Below are 17,831 nucleotides of genomic sequence, written 5' to 3' on the forward strand. Positions count from 1 at the left end.
TTACAACAACCATAAAGAACAGAGCGGGCACAAATGCTTTTTTATTCGTTTCTTTACTCTTTATGTATGCGACAATTGCTCCAAATACAAATAACATCCCCGCAACAAGTATGTTATTCCCTAATGAAACTTCCCCATTCGCAATAAGTACTGACCTTAAATAAACGAAATCAAACAATACGAACGCAATAAAGAAGAGTTGCACCGTATTCCATAAAGCCGATGACCGAAACATCCCTAATCCAAAACGATGGATTGTTAAATACGCAAAGAACCCCATTTGACTTATAACACTAAAAATAAATCCTACGCCCATCAACCAAAAAGAAATTGCTAAAATCTCTTTTCCGTCGAAATTTTGAAAAAATTTAGCGTACTTGTCCCACTCTAAAACAAATCCAATTAAGACTGTGCTAATCCCACCCAGAAATAACGTCGTAAAAAATAGTCGTACCCACTTGCGGCTATTCACAACACATCCCCCATTATTCTTATATTTCTAATTAAATTGTATCAATGACAATTTCAAAAAGCTAGCCATGTTAATGTATAAATTCCTTAAAGAGATTTATATTAAAAAAAGAGAACTGTGCTGAAAGGAGCTCCAATTTATGAAACGGCTGCTGCTCGTTTTGATTTCTTCTTTTCTATTTATCGCACTAGTGGCATGTGCACAAGAAAAAGAAGCAAAATCCGAACTTGATTATGATCAAACAAAAAAAATGATTGTTGATATTTTAAAAACAGACCAAGGAAAAAAAGCGATCCAGGATGTATTAACTGATGAAAAAATGAAACAAGCACTCATACTAGATGAAACAGTAGTAAAGAAAACGATTGAAGATGCGATGGTATCCGAAAAAGGGCAACAATTCTGGGGAAAACTCTTTAAAGACCCTGAGTTCTCATCGAAATTTGCTAAAAGTATGGGAAAAGAACAAACAAACTTAATGAAAACTTTACTAAAAGACCCTGAATACCAGTCAGGTGTTATAGAGATTATGAAAAATCCTGAAGTAGAAAAAATTATGTTACAAACAATGAAGAGTAAAGAGTATCGTCAATATTTACAACAAGTACTAACCGAAACTGCCGAAAGTCCACTCTTCCAGGCTAAGATGATTGACATCATTAGTAAAGGTGTACAAAAAGCTGAAAAAGGCGGGTCTGATAAAAAAGGTGCAGGCGGTGAAGGTGGTTCTCAAGGTGGGAACAAAGAACAATAATAAAAATTATAGTAATGAGTGGACAATGTATATATTGTCCACTCATTACTACTTTACTTTTGTGTAACAGCTGTTTTATCAATAACTGTCTCAGCTATCGAACGATAAATAAGACCAGTTGTATGTGTATCTTCATATACTGACGGCGCAAAGTCCTCTTTATTCCAATCCGGTTGTTGAAGTGGAATTCGACCAAGCACATCTGTTTGGAGTTCCGTAGCTAATTTATCTCCTCCACCTCTTCCAAACACATACTCTTTTTCACCAGTTGCTTTACTTTCAAAATACGCCATATTTTCAACAACACCAAGAATACTATGTTCTGTACGTAAAGCCATAGCTCCAGCACGCGCTGCTACAAATGCAGCTGTTGGATGCGGCGTTGTTACAATAATCTCTTTGCAAGCCGGCAACATCGAATGCAGATCTAAAGCAACATCACCCGTACCTGGTGGTAAATCCAATACTAAGTAATCTAAATCACCCCATTCTACTTCTGTGAAAAAGTGATTTAACATTTTCCCAAGCATCGGTCCTCTCCAAATAACTGGTGCGTTATCTTCTACAAAGAATCCCATTGAGATCACTTTCACACCTAGACGCTCCACCGGTATTATCTTATCCCCTCTTACGATTGGACGTTTCTCTATACCCATCATATCCGGTACACTAAAACCGTAAATATCCGCGTCAATGATACCGACCTTTTTCCCTAAACGAGCTAAAGCAATTGCAAGGTTAACGGAAACAGTCGATTTCCCTACTCCACCTTTTCCACTTGCCACTGCTAAAAATGTTGTATGTGAGTTCGGTGATAATAAAGATTCACTTTTCTCTTCCTCTTGCGGTGGTGCAAACTGAGCTAATTCCTCTTCTGTAAATTCTGCAAAACGAAGTCCAACTGTTGTTGCCCCAAGTTCTTTTACTAACTTTACAATTCCAGACTGCAACTGCATTTGTTCCGCTGTACCTGTTTTTACAATTGCAATTTTAACACTTACATGTTCCTTCTCAGGCTTGACTGTTACCTCTTTAATTGCATTTGTTTCTTTTAACGTTTTATGTAAAAACGGATCTACAATCCCTTCCAACGCTTCCACTACCTGCTCTTTTGTTACCATAATTAGCCCAGCCCCCTGTATGAAAAATAACGTAATGCTAATTGAATTTATCTCTCTTTATTTTTGAAATAAATGCGTTTACATTTCCAGTATAACATATTTTCGGAAAACTTCGTTAACGAGAGAAACTCGAAAAATCCTCCTTATTCCGGAGGATTTCCTTTTTCTGTGAAATAACGTAATATACCACGATATATTGCAGCTGCTACTTTTTGCTGATACTTCTCCGAATTTAGCATATACCTTTCATTCACATTCGACAAAAAGCCAGCCTCAATTAAAGCACCCGGTTTTTTAGCATACTTCAATAAGTACACGTGAGGAATTGTTTTAGCAGAACGATTCGTATTTTCTAAGCTCGTTCTCAATTCAGCCTGTATAAATTTCGCAGCCCGTTCATTTTCAATTAAAGAACGGTAATAGAACGTTTGTGCGCCTTTAGATCCACCGCTAGTTAGAGCGTTTAAATGAATGCTTGCAAAAAAGTCTACATCAGGCTTATTAATAATCTCTACACGCTTTTTTAAGTCCTCTGCTTTACGCCTACTATATGACTTTGTATCTTTGTTAGCTAAATCATAATCTCCTTCACGAGTTAAAATAACTAACGCACCTTGTTCTTGTAAATAATCTTGTACTTTTTTTGTAATCTCGAGCGTAATATCTTTTTCTACAATATCCTTTCCACCAACAGCCCCTCCGTCTGGACCACCATGCCCAGCGTCTAGCACGATCACTTTCCCTGATAAGGGCAAATTCCAAGCTCGCCACGATTTTGTAATTTGAAATTCTTGTTTGACTAAAAAAAACAAAACAACCGCAGCGAGCGCAAAAGAGATAATTCGAATTCTCTTCATACCTTTCCTCCTCCAGCTAGTCCCTCTAATTACTTATATGGGACAAGAGGAAAGTTTATGCTTGTCTTAGTGTAGCTTTAATCGATATCTTCGTTCACCTTTTTCATACCCTTCCTGCCACCACAGGCCGATAAACTGCTGGCAAGATTCAAAAAGTAATTCCTCGTCTTGCAATTTAATTTCACGCATAGTCATACTTGTTAAAAATTGAAATAATGTTTCAGTTAATTGTTGCTCTTCTTCTAAGGCTCTATATTTCACATCAAAAAATGATTCACCATAATAACCAAATTTACTGTATCTCGCTCCTAATAAATAAGATTCTATCCCTAGTTCAATACAATAATCTTCATACTGACGATGAAGTTCTTGCATCTGAAAGGCATCACGAATATTTGAGCGCAATGTTTTTAATGATAATTCTCGCAGCATCTTACGCTCGTATTTTAACTGCTTTTCTTTTTGCTTTTCTTGTAAGCTGACAATGACATTCATAGTACGTATAAACCTCCCTAATACTTATTAGTCTAAACTTCTAAAGAAGAAGCATACGCGAGGCCGTAGCACTAAAATATTCCAAGCTAAAAAAATTGCAAAAGAGGAATTAAACATAAAAAAACCCCAACCAAAATGGTTGGGGTTTGTAGTTCGCAAAAATTAACGTTTTGAGAACTGAGGTGCACGACGTGCGCCTTTAAGACCGTATTTTTTACGCTCTTTCATACGTGCGTCACGAGTTAATAGACCTGCACGTTTTAGTGTTAGACGGTATTCTGGATCAGCTTTTAATAAAGCGCGAGAAATACCGTGACGAATAGCACCAGCTTGACCAGTGTATCCACCACCATTTACGTTTACAAGTACATCGTAGTTACCTAAAGTTTCTGTTGCAACTAGAGGTTGTTTCACTACTTCACGTAATGCAGCAAATGGGATATAGTTTTCAAAATCACGACCGTTAATGATAACGCGTCCTTCGCCTGGAACTAGGCGCACGCGCGCTACTGAACTCTTACGACGTCCAGTGCCATAGTATTGAACCTGTGCCAAAGTAAGCCCTCCTTTAATTGATTATCCGCGAAGTTCGTAAACTTCTGGTTTTTGTGCTTGGTGTGGATGCTCTGCTCCAGCATACACGTTTAATTTCTTAGATACTTGACGTCCTAAACGTCCTTTTGGAAGCATCCCTTTAATTGCAAGCTCTAACATTTGTACAGGGTAGTTTGTACGCATTTCTAGAGCTGTTCTTTGCTTAAGTCCACCTGGGTGGTTAGTGTGACGGTAGTAAATTTTATCGTTTAATTTATTACCTGTTAAATGAATTTTCTCAGCGTTAATAATAATTACATGATCACCCGTGTCAACGTGTGGTGTAAATGTAGGTTTGTTTTTACCACGTAAAATGGATGCTACTTCAGTAGATAGGCGACCTAAAGTTTGACCTTCAGCATCAACCACATACCATTTACGCTCAACTTCGTTAGCTTTTGCCATAAAAGTCGTACGCATGTGTTTCCCTCCTCGTTATCTTTTCCATAGAAAAAATCTATTGTTTATCTTAAACACGATTTCCTTCCGGGGCTAATCGTGGTTTTAGAAACAATACCATATGTTATGATATACTTTTGAGTTTCTAATGTCAAGCAAATGTTACACCAGGATTAGTTGTTATAGTTTACCTGCCATAAGTAAAGTCCATGACCTGGAGCCATCTTTCCAGCAAACTGGCGATTTTGTTTCGCTAAAATCTCTGGAATGCTATCAGGATCAAGCTTTCCTTGCCCTACGTTCAGTAACGTACCAACAATAATTCTGACCATATTATATAAAAATCCATTACCTACAAAACGAAAAATTAATTCGTCGTCTTGCTCAATTAACTCAATTTCATAAATTGTTCGCACTTTATCTTTTTTGTCAGTTTTTGCCGAACAAAAAGAAGTGAAATCATGCGTTCCAATAAAATAAGGAATCGCTTTTCTTATAGAGTTTATTTCAAGTGGATATGGATATTGATATACGTAATTTCTACGGAATACATCCGCAGTCTTTGATAATAATACACGATAACGATATTCTTTTTTCTCGACACCGTAACGCGCATGAAATTCTTCTGTTTTTTTCTCTACCTGTCTGATAACAATATCATCTGGCAACATTGTGTTTAAAGCATTACTCCATTGCCACTCTGCAAGAGACAAAGGGGTATCAAAGTGTATCACTTGTCCTTTTGCATGAACGGTAGAATCTGTTCTGCCCGATGCTTGAACACGAACAAGTTCTCCTTTATGCAATTTCTGCAATGCTTTCTCTATCTCTTGTTGAACAGTACGATGCTGCGGCTGAATTTGATAACCACAAAAATGCATGCCATCATATGCAACCGTACATTTTATTCTATCCATTTCTTTATTCTCCATTACGATCGCACCCATGCCAAAATACAAGCTAAACAAAGTAAGCTTATAATCGTTACTGTATCACTTGTTTTCCAGCGTAGTTGCCTAAATTTAGTGCGTCCTTCGCCACTTTGATATCCACGAGCTTCCATCGCAATCGCTAAGTCCTCTGCACGCTTAAAAGCACTAATAAATAGCGGAACGAGTAGTGAAATAATAGCTTTCATCCTATCTTTTATCGGTCCCCCGGCGAAATCAATGCCACGTGACGCTTGTGCTTTCATAATTTTACTCGTTTCATCCATTAATGTCGGGATAAAACGTAGTGAAATTGACATCATTAATGCGATTTCATGAACAGGAACTTTTATACGCTTCAACGGCTTTAATAACGTCTCCAACCCATCTGTAATTTCAATAGGTGTCGTCGTTAACGTTAATAATGTCGTCATTAAAATAATAACGAAGAATCGTATAGAAATGTATATCCCTTGCTCTAATCCTTTTTCATGTATCGAAAACCAACCAAGCTGGAATAGTACTTCCCCTTCTTTATTTGTAAAAATATGCAGGAAAAATGTAAAAAGAAAAATCCATAGAATTGGTTTTAAGCCCGAAAGTACATAACGAATCGGCACTTTTGCAAAAAATAAAGCAATGAGTGCATACAAAAATAAAAATCCATATGAAATCGCATTATTTGCTAAAAAAACAACAAATACATATAAAAAGACAATCAACAGCTTCGTACGAGGATCAAGTTTATGAATGACTGACTGACCTGGAATGTATCTCCCAATGATCAACTGCTGCATGATTCATGACCACCTTTTCGTAACACCTGTACAACTTCATGAGTAAGATCCTCTAAAGATAAGGTAGCCTTCGAAATTGAAATACCAAACTTTTCTTCAATTGCACGTTTATACTTTAAAGACATCGGAAGATCCACACCAATTTTCTCTAATTCATCTGCGTGTGAAAATACTTCCTCTGCTCTTCCTTGCAAAAAGACCGTTCCTTTATGCATAACCACAATTTGATCTGCATACTTAGCGGCATCCTCCATATTGTGGGTGACAAGAATGACTGTAAGCCCCTGTTCCTTATGAAGCTTGTAAAACATCCCCATGAGCTCGTGCTGTCCTTTAGGATCAAGCCCTGCTGTAGGTTCATCTAATACAAGCACTTCGGGTTCCATCGCAAGTACACCTGCTATTGCAACGCGCCTCATTTGCCCACCGCTTAGCTCAAACGGAGAACGTGCTAATAACTCTATGTCCAATCCAACAAGCTGGATTGCATCTTTCGCCTTTTGTTTTGCCTCTTCTTCAGATACACCAAAATTAGTAGGACCAAAACAAATATCCTTCTCAACTGTCTCTTCAAATAGCTGATGTTCTGGGAACTGAAAGACAACCCCTACTTTTTTTCGTAGTGGTTTAAGTTTCTTTTCTTTCTTCCCTGCTGAAATTAAATGTTCGCCAATTTGAACCGTACCATTTGTCGGCTGTAATAAACCATTTAAATGTTGAATCATCGTCGACTTTCCTGAACCAGTATGACCAATAATGGCATAATAGCCCCCACTTGGAAACGACACGTCTACATCGTAAAGTGCGCGTCTTTCAAATGGAGTTTTATATTGATAACGATGTTCTACTTTTTGGAATGTAATCTCCAAAGTTCGTTCACCAAGCTTTCCATTGTAAGATGCGTATTGTGCAAGTGAATTTCATTTCTTTTTAATAATTCTGCTATTTTCACCGAAAAAGGTACATCTAATCCAATCTCTTGGAGCATATGAGAGGATTTGAAAATTTGCTCTGGAGTACCTTCCTCTAATATTTCTCCCTTGTTCAAAATAATAATACGGTCTGATTGTGCCGCTTCTTCTAAATCGTGCGTAATCGATAACACCGTAATACCCTTTTGATTAACAAGTTGTCTAACCGTTTCTACTACTTCAAGTCTCCCCTGAGGGTCTAACATTGAAGTTGCTTCATCTAGTATTAAAATAGATGGCTGAAGTGCTAAAACACCTGCTATTGCGACTCGCTGTTTTTGTCCGCCAGATAACGAATGGGGTTCATCATTAAGAAAATCTTCCATACGGACCAGTTGCAGGGCTTGTTCTAGTCTTTCTATCATCTGCTCCCTTGGCATTCCGATATTTTCTAGACCAAATACAACGTCATCTTGTACTGTCGTTCCAACAAATTGATTATCAGGATTTTGAAATACCATCCCAATTTGTTTTCGAACATCCCATACCGTTTCCTCTGATAAAACCACTGTATCATTTACAGTAATGGTCCCTGATTCCGGTAAAAACAAACCATTCAATAATTTTGCAAGTGTAGATTTACCTGAACCATTTTGTCCAATAACAGATACCCATTCTCCTTCATATAAGGAAAATGAAACATCTTTTAATGCATAAGAGGCTGCCCCAGGATATTGAAATGATATATTTTCTGTCCGAAGTTTCTCTTTTTTCAATACAAGGCACCCTTTCCTTCGCCAAGTTAGCCTATTTTTTATATTTAAAAAAAAAGGGCCATGACCAGTTACTTGAAAAGAACTGTCCTGCCCTTTTAATCATCATTATACTAACTCGATAATTACCATTGGTGCTGCGTCTCCGCGACGTGGACCAATTTTTGCAATACGAGTGTATCCGCCTTGGCGCTCAGCATAGCGTGGAGCTACATCAGCGAATAATTTTTGAAGTGCATCTTGACCAGTCTCAGCGTTAGCAACTTCATTGCGAATGAAAGCTGCTGCTTGACGACGAGCATGAAGATCTCCGCGTTTACCTAAAGTGATCATTTTTTCCACTACAGAACGAAGTTCTTTTGCACGAGTTTCTGTCGTTTGGATGCGCTCGTTGATAATTAAATCAGTAGCTAAATCACGTAACATAGCTTTACGTTGCGCACTTGTACGGCCTAATTTTCTGTATGCCATTCGTAGTTCCCTCCTTTGTTGATGGGTTTAAATCCTCAGTCGTCTTTACGTAAACCTAAACCTAATTCCTCAAGTTTATGTTTAACTTCTTCTAAGGATTTACGTCCTAAGTTACGAACTTTCATCATATCTTCTTCTGTTTTGTTCGCAAGCTCTTGTACAGTATTAATTCCTGCACGTTTTAGGCAATTATAAGAACGAACAGAAAGATCTAGTTCCTCGATAGTCATCTCAAGAACTTTCTCTTTTTGATCTTCTTCCTTCTCGACCATAATCTCAGCATTTTGTGCTTCATCAGTTAAACCAACAAAGATATTTAAATGCTCAGTTAAGATTTTGGCACCTAAAGAGATAGCTTCTTTTGGCCCGATGCTTCCATCCGTCCATACATCAAGCGTAAGCTTATCATAATTAGCCACTTGTCCGACACGTGTCTTTTCCACTTGGTAAGTTACACGTGATACTGGAGTATAAATAGAATCAATAGGAATTACTCCTATTGGTTGATCTTCGCTTTTATTTGCATCAGCTGGCGTATACCCACGGCCACGCTTTGCAGTTAAACGCATGCGGAAATGCGCATTTTTTGCTAACGTTGCAATGTGTAAATCTGGATTTAAGATTTCTACATCACTATCATGAGTAATATCAGCAGCTGTGACAATACCTTCGCCCTGTACATCAATTTCCAACGTCTTCTCTTCTTCAGAGTAGATTTTAAGAGCTAACTTTTTCAAGTTTAAGATGATCGTCGTAACGTCTTCTACTACGCCCTCAACTGTTGAAAATTCATGTAATACGCCATCGATTTGGATAGCAGTAACAGCGGCACCAGGGAGTGAGGATAAAAGAATACGACGTAAGGAGTTACCCAAAGTAGTACCATATCCACGCTCAAGCGGTTCAATTACGAATTTACCATATTTAGCATCTTCGTTAAGTTCAACCGTTTCGATTTTCGGCTTTTCGATTTCAATCATTAACTAAACCCTCCTTCAAAACGTCGAAACCCCGGTTAAACAAAGGGATACCCCCTGTCTAACCGAAAGTCCCCCTTAGGCAGTTCCCGATTGTGCACAACAAGCGATGTTTCTGTACGAAATTTCTCGATAATGCATCATATCCATTATAGACAAAAGGGAAAATTCTATACAGAAAAATTACACACGACGACGTTTTGGTGGACGACATCCATTATGAGGAACTGGAGTAACATCTCTAATTGCTGTTACTTCTAGACCTGCAGCTTGAAGAGCACGAATTGCAGCTTCACGACCAGCACCAGGACCTTTAACAGTAACCTCTAAAGTTTTTAAACCGTGCTCCATTGCAACTTTAGCAGCAGCTTCAGCAGCCATTTGCGCAGCGAATGGAGTAGACTTACGAGATCCACGGAAACCAAGTGCACCAGCACTAGACCAAGAAAGTGCGTTACCATGAGTATCTGTAAGTGTTACGATTGTGTTGTTGAAAGTAGAACGAATATGAGCTATACCAGCTTCAATATTCTTTTTCACACGTTTTTTACGAGTGTTTGTTTTACGTGCCATTGTTAGTTCAACCTCCTTTACTTATTATTTCTTTTTATTTGCTACTGTACGACGTGGACCTTTACGCGTACGAGCATTGTTTTTAGAGTTTTGACCACGAACTGGTAAACCACGACGGTGACGAAGACCACGGTAAGAACCGATCTCCATTAGACGTTTAATGTTAAGAGATACTTCACGACGAAGGTCTCCCTCAACTTTAATACGATCGATGATATCACGGATACGTCCTAGTTCGTCTTCCGTTAAGTCACGAACTCGTGTTTCTGAAGAAATACCAGCTTCAGTAAGAATTTTTTCAGCAGTTGTGCGACCAATGCCGAATACGTAAGTTAAAGAAATAACAACGCGTTTGTCTCGAGGAATATCTACACCTGCGATACGTGCCATTCTGAATGCACCTCCTTCTGATTAACCTTGTTTTTGTTTATGTTTAGGGTTTTCACAAATAACCATTACTTTTCCACGTCTACGAATAACTTTACATTTTTCGCAGATTGGTTTAACTGACGGTCTTACTTTCATGTCTCGAACCTCCTTAAAGATTACGGAGTGCTATATTATTTAAAACGGTACGTAATACGACCACGATTTAAATCGTACGGAGATAATTCTACCGTAACTTTGTCTCCTGGTAAAATACGAATGAAGTTCATACGGATTTTACCAGAAACGTGAGCCAATACGACATGCCCATTCTCTAATTCTACTTTGAACATAGCATTTGGCAACGTTTCAAGAACGGTACCTTCGACTTCAATTACATCATCTTTAGCCATTCAATAGTTCTCCCTTCTTCAAATCAGTAACATTTTACACTGCTCTGAAATCCCGGAGAGCCAGCTACTTATAAAGTGGTAAGGATTTCGTATCCTGCTTCTGTAAGAGCAATCGTGTGCTCAAAATGTGCACACCATTTACCATCTACCGTTACCACTGTCCAGTCATCAGATAGTGTTTTTACATATCGTCTTCCTTGATTCACCATCGGCTCAACACAGATGACCATTCCCGGCTTTAATCTAGGGCCTCTATTTGGTGGACCATAGTGCGGGATTTGAGGGTCCTCATGTAAGTCTTGCCCGATTCCGTGACCAACATACTCCCTAACGATCGAGAATCCATTCTCTTCAGCATGGGTTTGAACCGCATGTGAGACATTTGATAATCTTTCGCCTGGTTTTACTTGTTCTAGACCAAGATACAACGATTTTTCTGTGACATCAAGTAGCTTTTGAACAGATTCAGAAATGTTTCCAACTGGATACGTCCATGCAGAATCTCCATGGTACCCATTGTATTTCGCACCAATATCGATACTGATGATATCGCCCTCTTCGAGCTTGCGCTTCCCTGGAATTCCGTGTACAAGCTCTTCATTTACAGAAGCACATATGCTCCCCGGAAATCCGTTGTATCCTTTAAAAGATGGCGTAGCACCATATTTTCGAATCGTCTTTTCCGCTATTTGATCGAGCTCTTTCGTTGTAATTCCTGGAGTAATATGCTGTTTCAACTCTTGATGAGTTAAAGCAACGATCCTGCCAGCTTCTCGCATGATTTCTATCTCGCGAGGAGTTTTGCAGATGATCATTACGCTAAGCCTCCGATGAGAACATCGATATCAGCAAATACTTTATTGATATCTTGCTCACCATTAATGCTTTGTAAGTAACCAAGCTCCTCGTAGAAATCAAGCAAAGGTTTTGTTTGCTTAATATTTACATCTAAACGATTTGCTACAGTTTCTTCATTGTCATCAGAGCGTTGGTATAATTCGCCACCACATTTATCGCACACATCAGCTTTTGCTGGTGGATTGAATTCTAAGTGGTAAGTCGCACCGCACTCTTTACAAATGCGACGGCCTGTAAGGCGTTTTAATAACAAACCTGAATCCACATTAATGTTTAAAACATAGTCGATTTTTTTGCCAAGATCTTTCATAATCTCTTCAAGAGCTGATGCTTGTGCAACAGTTCGTGGGAAACCGTCTAATAAGAAACCTCTTACGCAGTCTTCTTGACTTAAACGTTCACGAACGATTCCGATTGTAACTTCATCTGGAACAAGTGCACCTTTATCAATAAAAGATTTTGCTTGTAAACCCATTTCAGTTTCAGCCTTCATAGCTGCACGGAACATATCTCCTGTTGAAATGTGAGGGATGTTATACTTGGCAACAATCTGTTCGGCTTGTGTACCTTTACCAGCACCAGGAAGCCCCATTAAAATTAAGTTCATCCTTGTTCCCCCTCAGAGTACATGAGCATGTAGGGAAGACAATTCTTCCCACTTACTCACTGCTTGATAAACCCTTTGTAATGGCGTTTTACCAGTTGGCTTTCTAGCTGCTTCATTGTTTCTAAAGCAACGCCGACAACGATTAACATACTCGTTCCACCAATCTGTGCAGATGGAGGAAGATTTCCCAGTTTCGTAAAGATAACTGGTAAGATTGCAATCGCTGCTAGGAAAATTGATCCTACAAAGGTCAAACGATACAAGATTTTTGTTAGATATTGTTCCGTATTCTTACCCGGACGAATACCTGGAACATATCCACCTTGTTTGTTTAGATTCTCTGACATTTGCTCTGGATTAACCTGAACAAACGCATAGAAATATGTGAAGGCTACAATGAGCGCAACATATATGATCATTCCCACTGGGTGAGAATAGTTAAAGTTTGCAATGATCCACTGCGATACATCATGATTCGGGAAGAACTGTGCAATAGTTGGAGGCGTAATTAAGAATGAAACAGCAAAAATGACTGGAATAACACCCGCACTATTTACCTTAAGCGGTAAATGTGTGTTTTGTGCTCCAGCATGATTCCCATTTCCTCCTGTTACACGCTTCGCATATTGAATTGGGATCTTTCTAACAGCTTGTTGAATGAAAATAACACCAACAATAACTGCTAGCACAGCTAGTAAGATCAATGCAACTTTAACGATACTCATGAACAATTGATCTCCGATATTTTGAAACTGTTGTTGATACACTTGAGATATAACACTTGGGATCGCTGCGGCAATACCGCCAAAGATAAGGATGGAAATACCATTACCTACACCTTTAGCTGTAATCTGTTCACCTAACCACATTAAAAATGCAGTACCAGCAGTCAGTACCGTAGCAATGTATAAATAAGTGCTCCAACCAGGATTCAAAATTAATTGCCCACCTACCATACCGTTAAAACCGATTGACATACCAAACCCCTGAATAAACGCAAGAACAATTGTAAAGTAACGCGTGAATTGCGTTAGTTTACGACGGCCCATTTCACCTTGCTTCGACCATTCCGAAAATTTAGGAACAACATCCATCTGCAATAATTGCACGATGATGGATGCTGTAATATACGGCATGATTCCCATCGCGAAGATGGAGAAGTTTTTCAAGGCGCCACCGCCAAATGTATTTAGGATACCTAAGGCATTTAATTGATCTTGTGCTTTCAGTACGTCTCCATTTGTAAATGGCACTGGGATAAACGTGCCAATCCTGAATACGACTAACATCGCTAAAGTGAATAATATTTTACGTCTTATCTCAGCAACGCGCATAAAGTTGGAGATTGTACGAAACATTAGATCACCTCAACTGATCCGCCAGCTGCTTCAATTGCTTCTTTAGCACTTGAAGAGAACTTGTGCGCTTTAACAGTTAATTTTTTCTCTACTGCTCCGCTTGCAAGAATTTTAACACCGTCGTTTAACTTGCTGATAACGCCAGTTTCCAGCAATAATTCAGGTGTTACTTCTGTACCATCTTCAAAACGATTTAACGTTGATAAGTTTACAATAGTAAACTCTTTACGGTTAATGTTTGTGAAGCCGCGTTTTGGTAAACGACGGAATAATGGAGTTTGACCACCTTCGAAGCCAAGACGAACACCGCCGCCAGAACGTGCGTTTTGTCCTTTATGACCTTTACCAGCAGTTTTACCGTTACCAGAACCGATACCACGACCGACACGGTTACGTACTTTACGAGAACCTTCTGCAGGTTTTAATTCATGAAGTTTCATTCCCAGGCACCTCCTTATATTAATGAGTTATCCTTAAGCTTCTTTTACAGTTATAAGGTGAGAAACTTTGTTGATCATACCAAGAATAGCAGGAGTTTCTTCCTTAACTACAGTTGAATTCAACTTTTTAAGACCTAAAGCTTCTACCGTCGCACGTTGATCTTGTGGACGACCAATTACACTACGAGTGAGGGTAATTTCTAACTTTTTCGCCATTTGTTTTCCCTCCTTAACCTAGTAGCTCTTCTACAGATTTACCGCGTAATTTTGCAACATCTTCAGCGCGCTTAAGTTCGCTTAATCCGTTCACAGTAGCGCGAATCATGTTGATTGGTGTGTTAGAACCAAGAGATTTCGAAAGAATATCTTGTACACCAGCTAATTCAAGTACCGCACGAACAGGTCCACCAGCAATAACACCAGTACCTTCAGCAGCAGGTTTTAAGAATACTTCACCAGCTCCAAAATGACCGTTGATTGTGTGTGGAATGGTTGTACCAACTAATGGTACAGCGATTAAGTTTTTCTTAGCGTCTTCGATAGCTTTGCGAATTGCGTCTGGTACCTCTTGTGCTTTACCAGTACCGAATCCAACATGACCGTTTTTATCGCCAACTACAACTAGTGCAGCAAAGCGGAAACGACGACCACCCTTAACAACTTTCGCGACACGATTTATCGTAACTACACGTTCTTCAAGTTCTAATTTACTTGGGTCAATGCGATGCATCAATTTTCCCTCCTTTGACCATTAAAATTGTAATCCAGCCTCACGAGCAGCTTCAGCTAGAGCTTTAACACGGCCATGGTATAAGTAACCACCGCGATCGAATACTACTTCTTTAACGCCTTTCTCTACAGCACGCTTAGCAACTGATTCTCCAACTTTCGTAGCAGCTTCAGTATTGCTAGTACCGTTAAGAGCAAGGTCTTTATCAAGAGTAGATGCACTTACTAACGTTACACCATTTACATCATCAATAACTTGAGCGTAAATATGTTGGTTAGAACGGAACACGTTTAAACGTGGACGTTCTGCAGTACCAGTAAGCTTAGCACGTACACGTGCATGTCTTTTCTTACGAGTCGCATTTTTATCAGCTTTAGTGATCATTCTTGTCACTCCTTTCTCTCACCTAACGGGTTTACTTAGCAGTTTTACCTTCTTTACGACGAACAACTTCGCCTTCGTAACGAATACCTTTACCTTTATATGGCTCAGGAGCACGTACAGCACGGATGTTAGCAGCAAATTCGCCAACACGTTGCTTGTCGATACCTTTGATTACGATTTTAGTTGGTGCAGGTACTTCAACTTCAAGACCTGCTTCCGGAGTCATTTCTACTGGATGAGAATAACCTACGCTTAAAACAAGTTTATCACCTTGTTTTTGAGCACGGTAACCAACACCGACTAATTCAAGTCCGCGTGCGAAACCTGCAGTTACACCTTCAACCATGTTTCCGATTAAAGCACGAGTTGTACCGTGTAATGCACGGTGTTCCTTCTGTTCAGATGGACGCTCAACTGTTAGTGTATTTTCTTCAATTTTGATAGACATATCAGCATTGAATTTACGAGTTAATTCACCTTTAGGGCCTTTTACTGTTACAGTATTGTCTTCTGCAATTGTAATAGTAACACCTGCAGGGATTTCAAGAATCTTTTTACCAATACGAGACATGTGGTCACACCTCCGTTCGTTTTAAATATATATTACCAAACGTATGCTACTACTTCTCCACCAGTTTGTAATTGACGAGCGTCTTTGTCTGTCATTACTCCCTTAGATGTAGAAACAAGAGCGATACCTAATCCGTTAAGTACACGTGGTACTTCATCAGCTTTAGCGTAAACGCGTAAGCCAGGTTTACTGATACGTTTTAATCCAGTGATTACACGTTCATTGTTTGCACCATATTTCAGGAAAATACGAAGGATACCTTGTTTGTTATCCTCGATGTATTCTACATCACGAATGAAACCTTCACGTTTTAAAAGTTCAGCGATCTCTTTTTTGATTTTAGAAGCAGGAACCTCTAATTTCTCATGACGTACCATGTTCGCATTACGGATGCGAGTAAGCATGTCTGCAATTGGATCTGTCATCACCATGTGTTTTACCTCCTTCCCATTTGTGGGTTTTACCAACTAGCTTTTTTAACACCAGGAATTTGACCTTTATATGCAAGTTCACGGAAACAAATACGGCAAAGCTTAAATTTGCGGTATACAGAATGCGGACGACCGCAGCGTTCGCAACGTGTATACTCTTGTACTTTAAACTTAGGAGTACGCTTTTGTTTCGCTATCATAGATTTTTTAGCCACGTTTTCGCCTCCTCTACTTAGCGTTGGCTTCCATTATTTTTGGAATGGCATACCGAATTGTGTTAAAAGTTCACGAGCTTCTTCATCAGTTTTCGCTGTAGTAACGATTACGATGTCCATACCGCGGACTTTGCTTACTTTATCATAATCAATCTCAGGGAAGATAAGTTGCTCTTTAACACCTAATGTGTAGTTCCCACGACCATCAAATGATTTCTTAGAAACACCACGGAAATCACGTACACGTGGTAAAGAAACTGATACTAATTTGTCGAAGAACTCATACATGTGCTCGCCGCGTAAAGTTACTTTCGCACCGATTGGCATACCTTCACGAAGACGGAAACCAGCGATTGATTTTTTAGCACGAGTTACAACAGGCTTTTGACCTGCGATTTGTGTTAATTCTTCTACTGCATTGTCTAAAGCTTTTGAGTTAGATACCGCGTCACCAACACCAGTGTTGATTACGATCTTTTCGATTTTCGGTACTTCCATCACAGATTTATAGTTAAACTTGCTCACTAGAGCAGGAGTAATTTCCTTTTGGAACTTCTCTTTAAGGCGATTCAATGAAGTGACCTCCTTTCTTAAGAAAATTATTTATCTAATAATTCACCAGATTTTTTTGCAATACGAACTTTTTTACCATCTTCTACTTTGAAGCCTACGCGAGTAGGTTCACCTGTTTTCGGATCTAAAATCATAACGTTAGAAACGTGAATAGGTGCTTCTTTAGTAATAATTCCACCTTGTGGATTTAATTGAGATGGCTTAGAGTGTTTTTTAACGATGTTAACACCCTCAACGATAACACGGTTTTGCTTTGGGAAAGCCACAAGGATAACGCCTTGTTTTCCTTTGTCTTTTCCAGTGATTACCTGTACTTTATCACCTTTTTTTACATGCATCTTAATTCTGCACCTCCTTAGCAAGGCAATACCTTAAATTATAGAACTTCTGGAGCTAAAGAAACGATCTTCATGAAGTTGCTATCACGTAATTCACGAGCTACTGGTCCGAAGATACGAGTACCACGTGGGCTCTTATCGTCTTTAATGATAACCGCTGCGTTTTCATCAAATTTGATATAAGAACCGTCCGGACGACGAGCTCCGCTCTTCGTACGTACTACTACTGCTTTAACAACGTCACCTTTTTTAACAACGCCACCTGGTGTTGCTTGTTTTACCGTAGCAACGATAATATCACCAATGTTAGCATATTTACGACCAGAGCCGCCTAATACTTTAATTGTTAAAAGTTCACGTGCACCAGAGTTGTCAGCAACTTTCAAACGAGATTCTTGTTGGATCATGTTATGAAACCTCCCTT

Annotated in this window: 30 protein-coding genes (1 of these 30 only partly in view); 1 reads left to right on the forward strand and 29 read right to left on the reverse strand. The window is 39.1% G+C overall.

Annotated features, from left to right (window positions below):
- Nucleotides 1-472, reverse strand: partial view of a KinB signaling pathway activation protein KbaA gene (gene kbaA, locus ACP6L7_RS27575; protein WP_097833003.1) — the 5' portion only. Its footprint begins 140 nt before the window's first position; only the first 472 of its 612 coding nucleotides appear in the window; it begins with the start codon at nucleotides 470-472; the stop codon falls past the left edge of the window.
- Between the two features lie 139 nt (nucleotides 473-611).
- On the opposite strand from kbaA, the gene gerD reads away from it, so the two are divergent.
- Nucleotides 612-1,226, forward strand: a complete 615-nt coding sequence (gene gerD, locus ACP6L7_RS27580) for a spore germination lipoprotein GerD (RefSeq protein ID WP_097833004.1) — start codon at nucleotides 612-614, stop codon at nucleotides 1,224-1,226.
- Nucleotides 1,227-1,279: 53 nt separating this feature from the next.
- Here gerD and ACP6L7_RS27585 read toward each other — a convergent pair whose 3' ends face one another.
- The 28 genes from ACP6L7_RS27585 to rplN form a co-directional block, all read right to left on the reverse strand.
- Nucleotides 1,280-2,347, reverse strand: coding sequence for an Mrp/NBP35 family ATP-binding protein (locus ACP6L7_RS27585; protein WP_071747335.1), 1,068 nt, complete (start codon nucleotides 2,345-2,347; stop codon nucleotides 1,280-1,282).
- Between the two features lie 143 nt (nucleotides 2,348-2,490).
- Nucleotides 2,491-3,204 (reverse strand): N-acetylmuramoyl-L-alanine amidase CwlD, encoded by a 714-nt coding sequence (gene cwlD / locus ACP6L7_RS27590; protein ID WP_097833005.1) that lies wholly within the window; start codon nucleotides 3,202-3,204, stop codon nucleotides 2,491-2,493.
- Between the two features lie 66 nt (nucleotides 3,205-3,270).
- The gene (locus ACP6L7_RS27595; RefSeq protein ID WP_001101006.1) at nucleotides 3,271-3,699 is read right to left on the reverse strand and encodes a YbaK family protein; all 429 of its coding nucleotides are present in this window, start codon (nucleotides 3,697-3,699) and stop codon (nucleotides 3,271-3,273) included.
- Between the two features lie 162 nt (nucleotides 3,700-3,861).
- Entirely contained in the window at nucleotides 3,862-4,254 is a 393-nt protein-coding gene (gene rpsI / locus ACP6L7_RS27600; protein WP_000079986.1) for a 30S ribosomal protein S9, read from the reverse strand.
- Nucleotides 4,255-4,275: 21 nt separating this feature from the next.
- Entirely contained in the window at nucleotides 4,276-4,713 is a 438-nt protein-coding gene (rplM, locus tag ACP6L7_RS27605; protein ID WP_001260795.1) for a 50S ribosomal protein L13, read from the reverse strand.
- 152 nt (nucleotides 4,714-4,865) lie between these two features.
- Nucleotides 4,866-5,609, reverse strand: coding sequence for a tRNA pseudouridine(38-40) synthase TruA (truA, locus tag ACP6L7_RS27610; RefSeq protein ID WP_002094769.1), 744 nt, complete (start codon nucleotides 5,607-5,609; stop codon nucleotides 4,866-4,868).
- A gap of 14 nt (nucleotides 5,610-5,623) precedes the next feature.
- Nucleotides 5,624-6,418, reverse strand: coding sequence for an energy-coupling factor transporter transmembrane component T family protein (locus ACP6L7_RS27615; RefSeq protein ID WP_001186537.1), 795 nt, complete (start codon nucleotides 6,416-6,418; stop codon nucleotides 5,624-5,626).
- Nucleotides 6,406-7,287: an energy-coupling factor ABC transporter ATP-binding protein gene (locus ACP6L7_RS27620; protein WP_097833006.1), complete on the reverse strand. Its 882-nt coding sequence runs from the start codon at nucleotides 7,285-7,287 to the stop codon at nucleotides 6,406-6,408. The genes ACP6L7_RS27615 and ACP6L7_RS27620 overlap by 13 nt, the downstream gene beginning before the upstream one ends.
- Nucleotides 7,263-8,105: an energy-coupling factor ABC transporter ATP-binding protein gene (locus ACP6L7_RS27625; RefSeq protein ID WP_097833007.1), complete on the reverse strand. Its 843-nt coding sequence runs from the start codon at nucleotides 8,103-8,105 to the stop codon at nucleotides 7,263-7,265. Before ACP6L7_RS27625 ends, ACP6L7_RS27620 begins: the two co-directional genes overlap by 25 nt.
- A gap of 105 nt (nucleotides 8,106-8,210) precedes the next feature.
- Nucleotides 8,211-8,573, reverse strand: a complete 363-nt coding sequence (gene rplQ, locus ACP6L7_RS27630) for a 50S ribosomal protein L17 (protein ID WP_000331490.1) — start codon at nucleotides 8,571-8,573, stop codon at nucleotides 8,211-8,213.
- A 35-nt stretch (nucleotides 8,574-8,608) separates the two neighbouring features.
- Complete coding sequence (locus tag ACP6L7_RS27635; protein WP_000569644.1) at nucleotides 8,609-9,553, reverse strand: DNA-directed RNA polymerase subunit alpha; 945 nt, start codon at nucleotides 9,551-9,553, stop codon at nucleotides 8,609-8,611.
- 180 nt (nucleotides 9,554-9,733) lie between these two features.
- Nucleotides 9,734-10,123: a 30S ribosomal protein S11 gene (rpsK, locus tag ACP6L7_RS27640; RefSeq protein WP_000101797.1), complete on the reverse strand. Its 390-nt coding sequence runs from the start codon at nucleotides 10,121-10,123 to the stop codon at nucleotides 9,734-9,736.
- A 24-nt stretch (nucleotides 10,124-10,147) separates the two neighbouring features.
- Nucleotides 10,148-10,513, reverse strand: coding sequence for a 30S ribosomal protein S13 (rpsM, locus tag ACP6L7_RS27645; protein WP_000090790.1), 366 nt, complete (start codon nucleotides 10,511-10,513; stop codon nucleotides 10,148-10,150).
- A gap of 21 nt (nucleotides 10,514-10,534) precedes the next feature.
- Nucleotides 10,535-10,648, reverse strand: coding sequence for a 50S ribosomal protein L36 (gene rpmJ, locus ACP6L7_RS27650; protein WP_000868344.1), 114 nt, complete (start codon nucleotides 10,646-10,648; stop codon nucleotides 10,535-10,537).
- Between the two features lie 35 nt (nucleotides 10,649-10,683).
- Entirely contained in the window at nucleotides 10,684-10,902 is a 219-nt protein-coding gene (gene infA, locus ACP6L7_RS27655; RefSeq protein WP_001029884.1) for a translation initiation factor IF-1, read from the reverse strand.
- A gap of 68 nt (nucleotides 10,903-10,970) precedes the next feature.
- Complete coding sequence (gene map, locus ACP6L7_RS27660; protein ID WP_097833008.1) at nucleotides 10,971-11,717, reverse strand: type I methionyl aminopeptidase; 747 nt, start codon at nucleotides 11,715-11,717, stop codon at nucleotides 10,971-10,973.
- Complete coding sequence (locus tag ACP6L7_RS27665; RefSeq protein WP_001048996.1) at nucleotides 11,717-12,367, reverse strand: adenylate kinase; 651 nt, start codon at nucleotides 12,365-12,367, stop codon at nucleotides 11,717-11,719. The genes map and ACP6L7_RS27665 overlap by 1 nt, the downstream gene beginning before the upstream one ends.
- Before the next feature lie 56 nt (nucleotides 12,368-12,423).
- Nucleotides 12,424-13,725, reverse strand: a complete 1,302-nt coding sequence (gene secY, locus ACP6L7_RS27670) for a preprotein translocase subunit SecY (protein ID WP_000490151.1) — start codon at nucleotides 13,723-13,725, stop codon at nucleotides 12,424-12,426.
- On the reverse strand, nucleotides 13,725-14,165 hold the full coding sequence (gene rplO, locus ACP6L7_RS27675; protein ID WP_000766083.1) for a 50S ribosomal protein L15: 441 nt from the start codon (nucleotides 14,163-14,165) through the stop codon (nucleotides 13,725-13,727). The genes secY and rplO overlap by 1 nt, the downstream gene beginning before the upstream one ends.
- 33 nt (nucleotides 14,166-14,198) lie before the next feature.
- Nucleotides 14,199-14,381, reverse strand: a complete 183-nt coding sequence (gene rpmD, locus ACP6L7_RS27680; protein ID WP_001085231.1) for a 50S ribosomal protein L30 — start codon at nucleotides 14,379-14,381, stop codon at nucleotides 14,199-14,201.
- 13 nt (nucleotides 14,382-14,394) lie between these two features.
- Nucleotides 14,395-14,895: a 30S ribosomal protein S5 gene (gene rpsE, locus ACP6L7_RS27685; RefSeq protein ID WP_000554646.1), complete on the reverse strand. Its 501-nt coding sequence runs from the start codon at nucleotides 14,893-14,895 to the stop codon at nucleotides 14,395-14,397.
- A gap of 21 nt (nucleotides 14,896-14,916) precedes the next feature.
- A complete protein-coding gene (gene rplR / locus ACP6L7_RS27690) occupies nucleotides 14,917-15,279 on the reverse strand; it encodes a 50S ribosomal protein L18 (RefSeq protein WP_000628818.1) in 363 nt (120 codons plus the stop codon).
- A 31-nt stretch (nucleotides 15,280-15,310) separates the two neighbouring features.
- The gene (rplF, locus tag ACP6L7_RS27695; RefSeq protein WP_000086551.1) at nucleotides 15,311-15,850 is read right to left on the reverse strand and encodes a 50S ribosomal protein L6; all 540 of its coding nucleotides are present in this window, start codon (nucleotides 15,848-15,850) and stop codon (nucleotides 15,311-15,313) included.
- A gap of 32 nt (nucleotides 15,851-15,882) precedes the next feature.
- Nucleotides 15,883-16,281 carry a 30S ribosomal protein S8 gene (rpsH, locus tag ACP6L7_RS27700; RefSeq protein ID WP_000245511.1) on the reverse strand — a complete coding sequence of 133 codons (399 nt, stop codon included), beginning with the start codon at nucleotides 16,279-16,281 and terminating at the stop codon, nucleotides 15,883-15,885.
- 29 nt (nucleotides 16,282-16,310) lie between these two features.
- A complete protein-coding gene (gene rpsN / locus ACP6L7_RS27705) occupies nucleotides 16,311-16,496 on the reverse strand; it encodes a 30S ribosomal protein S14 (protein WP_001085700.1) in 186 nt (61 codons plus the stop codon).
- A 33-nt stretch (nucleotides 16,497-16,529) separates the two neighbouring features.
- Nucleotides 16,530-17,069 (reverse strand): 50S ribosomal protein L5, encoded by a 540-nt coding sequence (rplE, locus tag ACP6L7_RS27710; protein WP_071747340.1) that lies wholly within the window; start codon nucleotides 17,067-17,069, stop codon nucleotides 16,530-16,532.
- 26 nt (nucleotides 17,070-17,095) lie between these two features.
- Complete coding sequence (rplX, locus tag ACP6L7_RS27715; protein ID WP_000558200.1) at nucleotides 17,096-17,407, reverse strand: 50S ribosomal protein L24; 312 nt, start codon at nucleotides 17,405-17,407, stop codon at nucleotides 17,096-17,098.
- A gap of 38 nt (nucleotides 17,408-17,445) precedes the next feature.
- The gene (gene rplN, locus ACP6L7_RS27720; RefSeq protein WP_000615912.1) at nucleotides 17,446-17,814 is read right to left on the reverse strand and encodes a 50S ribosomal protein L14; all 369 of its coding nucleotides are present in this window, start codon (nucleotides 17,812-17,814) and stop codon (nucleotides 17,446-17,448) included.
- Nucleotides 17,815-17,831 lie beyond the last annotated feature (17 nt).

The sequence above is a fragment of the Bacillus silvicola genome (assembly GCF_050524305.1).
Classification (GTDB): domain Bacteria; phylum Bacillota; class Bacilli; order Bacillales; family Bacillaceae_G; genus Bacillus_A; species Bacillus_A cereus_AT.

What these genes read in the sequence shown, in the direction of transcription:
- gerD (WP_097833004.1), top strand. Translation starts at nt 612, where the DNA reads ATGAAACGGCTGCTGCTCGTTTTGATTTCTTCTTTTCTATTTATCGCA.
- ACP6L7_RS27585 (WP_071747335.1), bottom strand. Translation starts at nt 2,347, where the DNA reads ATGGTAACAAAAGAGCAGGTAGTGGAAGCGTTGGAAGGGATTGTAGAT.
- cwlD (WP_097833005.1), bottom strand. Translation starts at nt 3,204, where the DNA reads ATGAAGAGAATTCGAATTATCTCTTTTGCGCTCGCTGCGGTTGTTTTG.
- ACP6L7_RS27595 (WP_001101006.1), bottom strand. Translation starts at nt 3,699, where the DNA reads ATGAATGTCATTGTCAGCTTACAAGAAAAGCAAAAAGAAAAGCAGTTA.
- rplM (WP_001260795.1), bottom strand. Translation starts at nt 4,713, where the DNA reads ATGCGTACGACTTTTATGGCAAAAGCTAACGAAGTTGAGCGTAAATGG.
- truA (WP_002094769.1), bottom strand. Translation starts at nt 5,609, where the DNA reads ATGGATAGAATAAAATGTACGGTTGCATATGATGGCATGCATTTTTGT.
- ACP6L7_RS27615 (WP_001186537.1), bottom strand. Translation starts at nt 6,418, where the DNA reads ATGCAGCAGTTGATCATTGGGAGATACATTCCAGGTCAGTCAGTCATT.
- rplQ (WP_000331490.1), bottom strand. Translation starts at nt 8,573, where the DNA reads ATGGCATACAGAAAATTAGGCCGTACAAGTGCGCAACGTAAAGCTATG.
- ACP6L7_RS27635 (WP_000569644.1), bottom strand. Translation starts at nt 9,553, where the DNA reads ATGATTGAAATCGAAAAGCCGAAAATCGAAACGGTTGAACTTAACGAA.
- rpsK (WP_000101797.1), bottom strand. Translation starts at nt 10,123, where the DNA reads ATGGCACGTAAAACAAACACTCGTAAAAAACGTGTGAAAAAGAATATT.
- rpsM (WP_000090790.1), bottom strand. Translation starts at nt 10,513, where the DNA reads ATGGCACGTATCGCAGGTGTAGATATTCCTCGAGACAAACGCGTTGTT.
- rpmJ (WP_000868344.1), bottom strand. Translation starts at nt 10,648, where the DNA reads ATGAAAGTAAGACCGTCAGTTAAACCAATCTGCGAAAAATGTAAAGTT.
- infA (WP_001029884.1), bottom strand. Translation starts at nt 10,902, where the DNA reads ATGGCTAAAGATGATGTAATTGAAGTCGAAGGTACCGTTCTTGAAACG.
- map (WP_097833008.1), bottom strand. Translation starts at nt 11,717, where the DNA reads ATGATCATCTGCAAAACTCCTCGCGAGATAGAAATCATGCGAGAAGCT.
- ACP6L7_RS27665 (WP_001048996.1), bottom strand. Translation starts at nt 12,367, where the DNA reads ATGAACTTAATTTTAATGGGGCTTCCTGGTGCTGGTAAAGGTACACAA.
- secY (WP_000490151.1), bottom strand. Translation starts at nt 13,725, where the DNA reads ATGTTTCGTACAATCTCCAACTTTATGCGCGTTGCTGAGATAAGACGT.
- rplO (WP_000766083.1), bottom strand. Translation starts at nt 14,165, where the DNA reads ATGAAACTTCATGAATTAAAACCTGCAGAAGGTTCTCGTAAAGTACGT.
- rpmD (WP_001085231.1), bottom strand. Translation starts at nt 14,381, where the DNA reads ATGGCGAAAAAGTTAGAAATTACCCTCACTCGTAGTGTAATTGGTCGT.
- rpsE (WP_000554646.1), bottom strand. Translation starts at nt 14,895, where the DNA reads ATGCATCGCATTGACCCAAGTAAATTAGAACTTGAAGAACGTGTAGTT.
- rplR (WP_000628818.1), bottom strand. Translation starts at nt 15,279, where the DNA reads ATGATCACTAAAGCTGATAAAAATGCGACTCGTAAGAAAAGACATGCA.
- rplF (WP_000086551.1), bottom strand. Translation starts at nt 15,850, where the DNA reads ATGTCTCGTATTGGTAAAAAGATTCTTGAAATCCCTGCAGGTGTTACT.
- rpsH (WP_000245511.1), bottom strand. Translation starts at nt 16,281, where the DNA reads ATGGTGATGACAGATCCAATTGCAGACATGCTTACTCGCATCCGTAAT.
- rplX (WP_000558200.1), bottom strand. Translation starts at nt 17,407, where the DNA reads ATGCATGTAAAAAAAGGTGATAAAGTACAGGTAATCACTGGAAAAGAC.
- rplN (WP_000615912.1), bottom strand. Translation starts at nt 17,814, where the DNA reads ATGATCCAACAAGAATCTCGTTTGAAAGTTGCTGACAACTCTGGTGCA.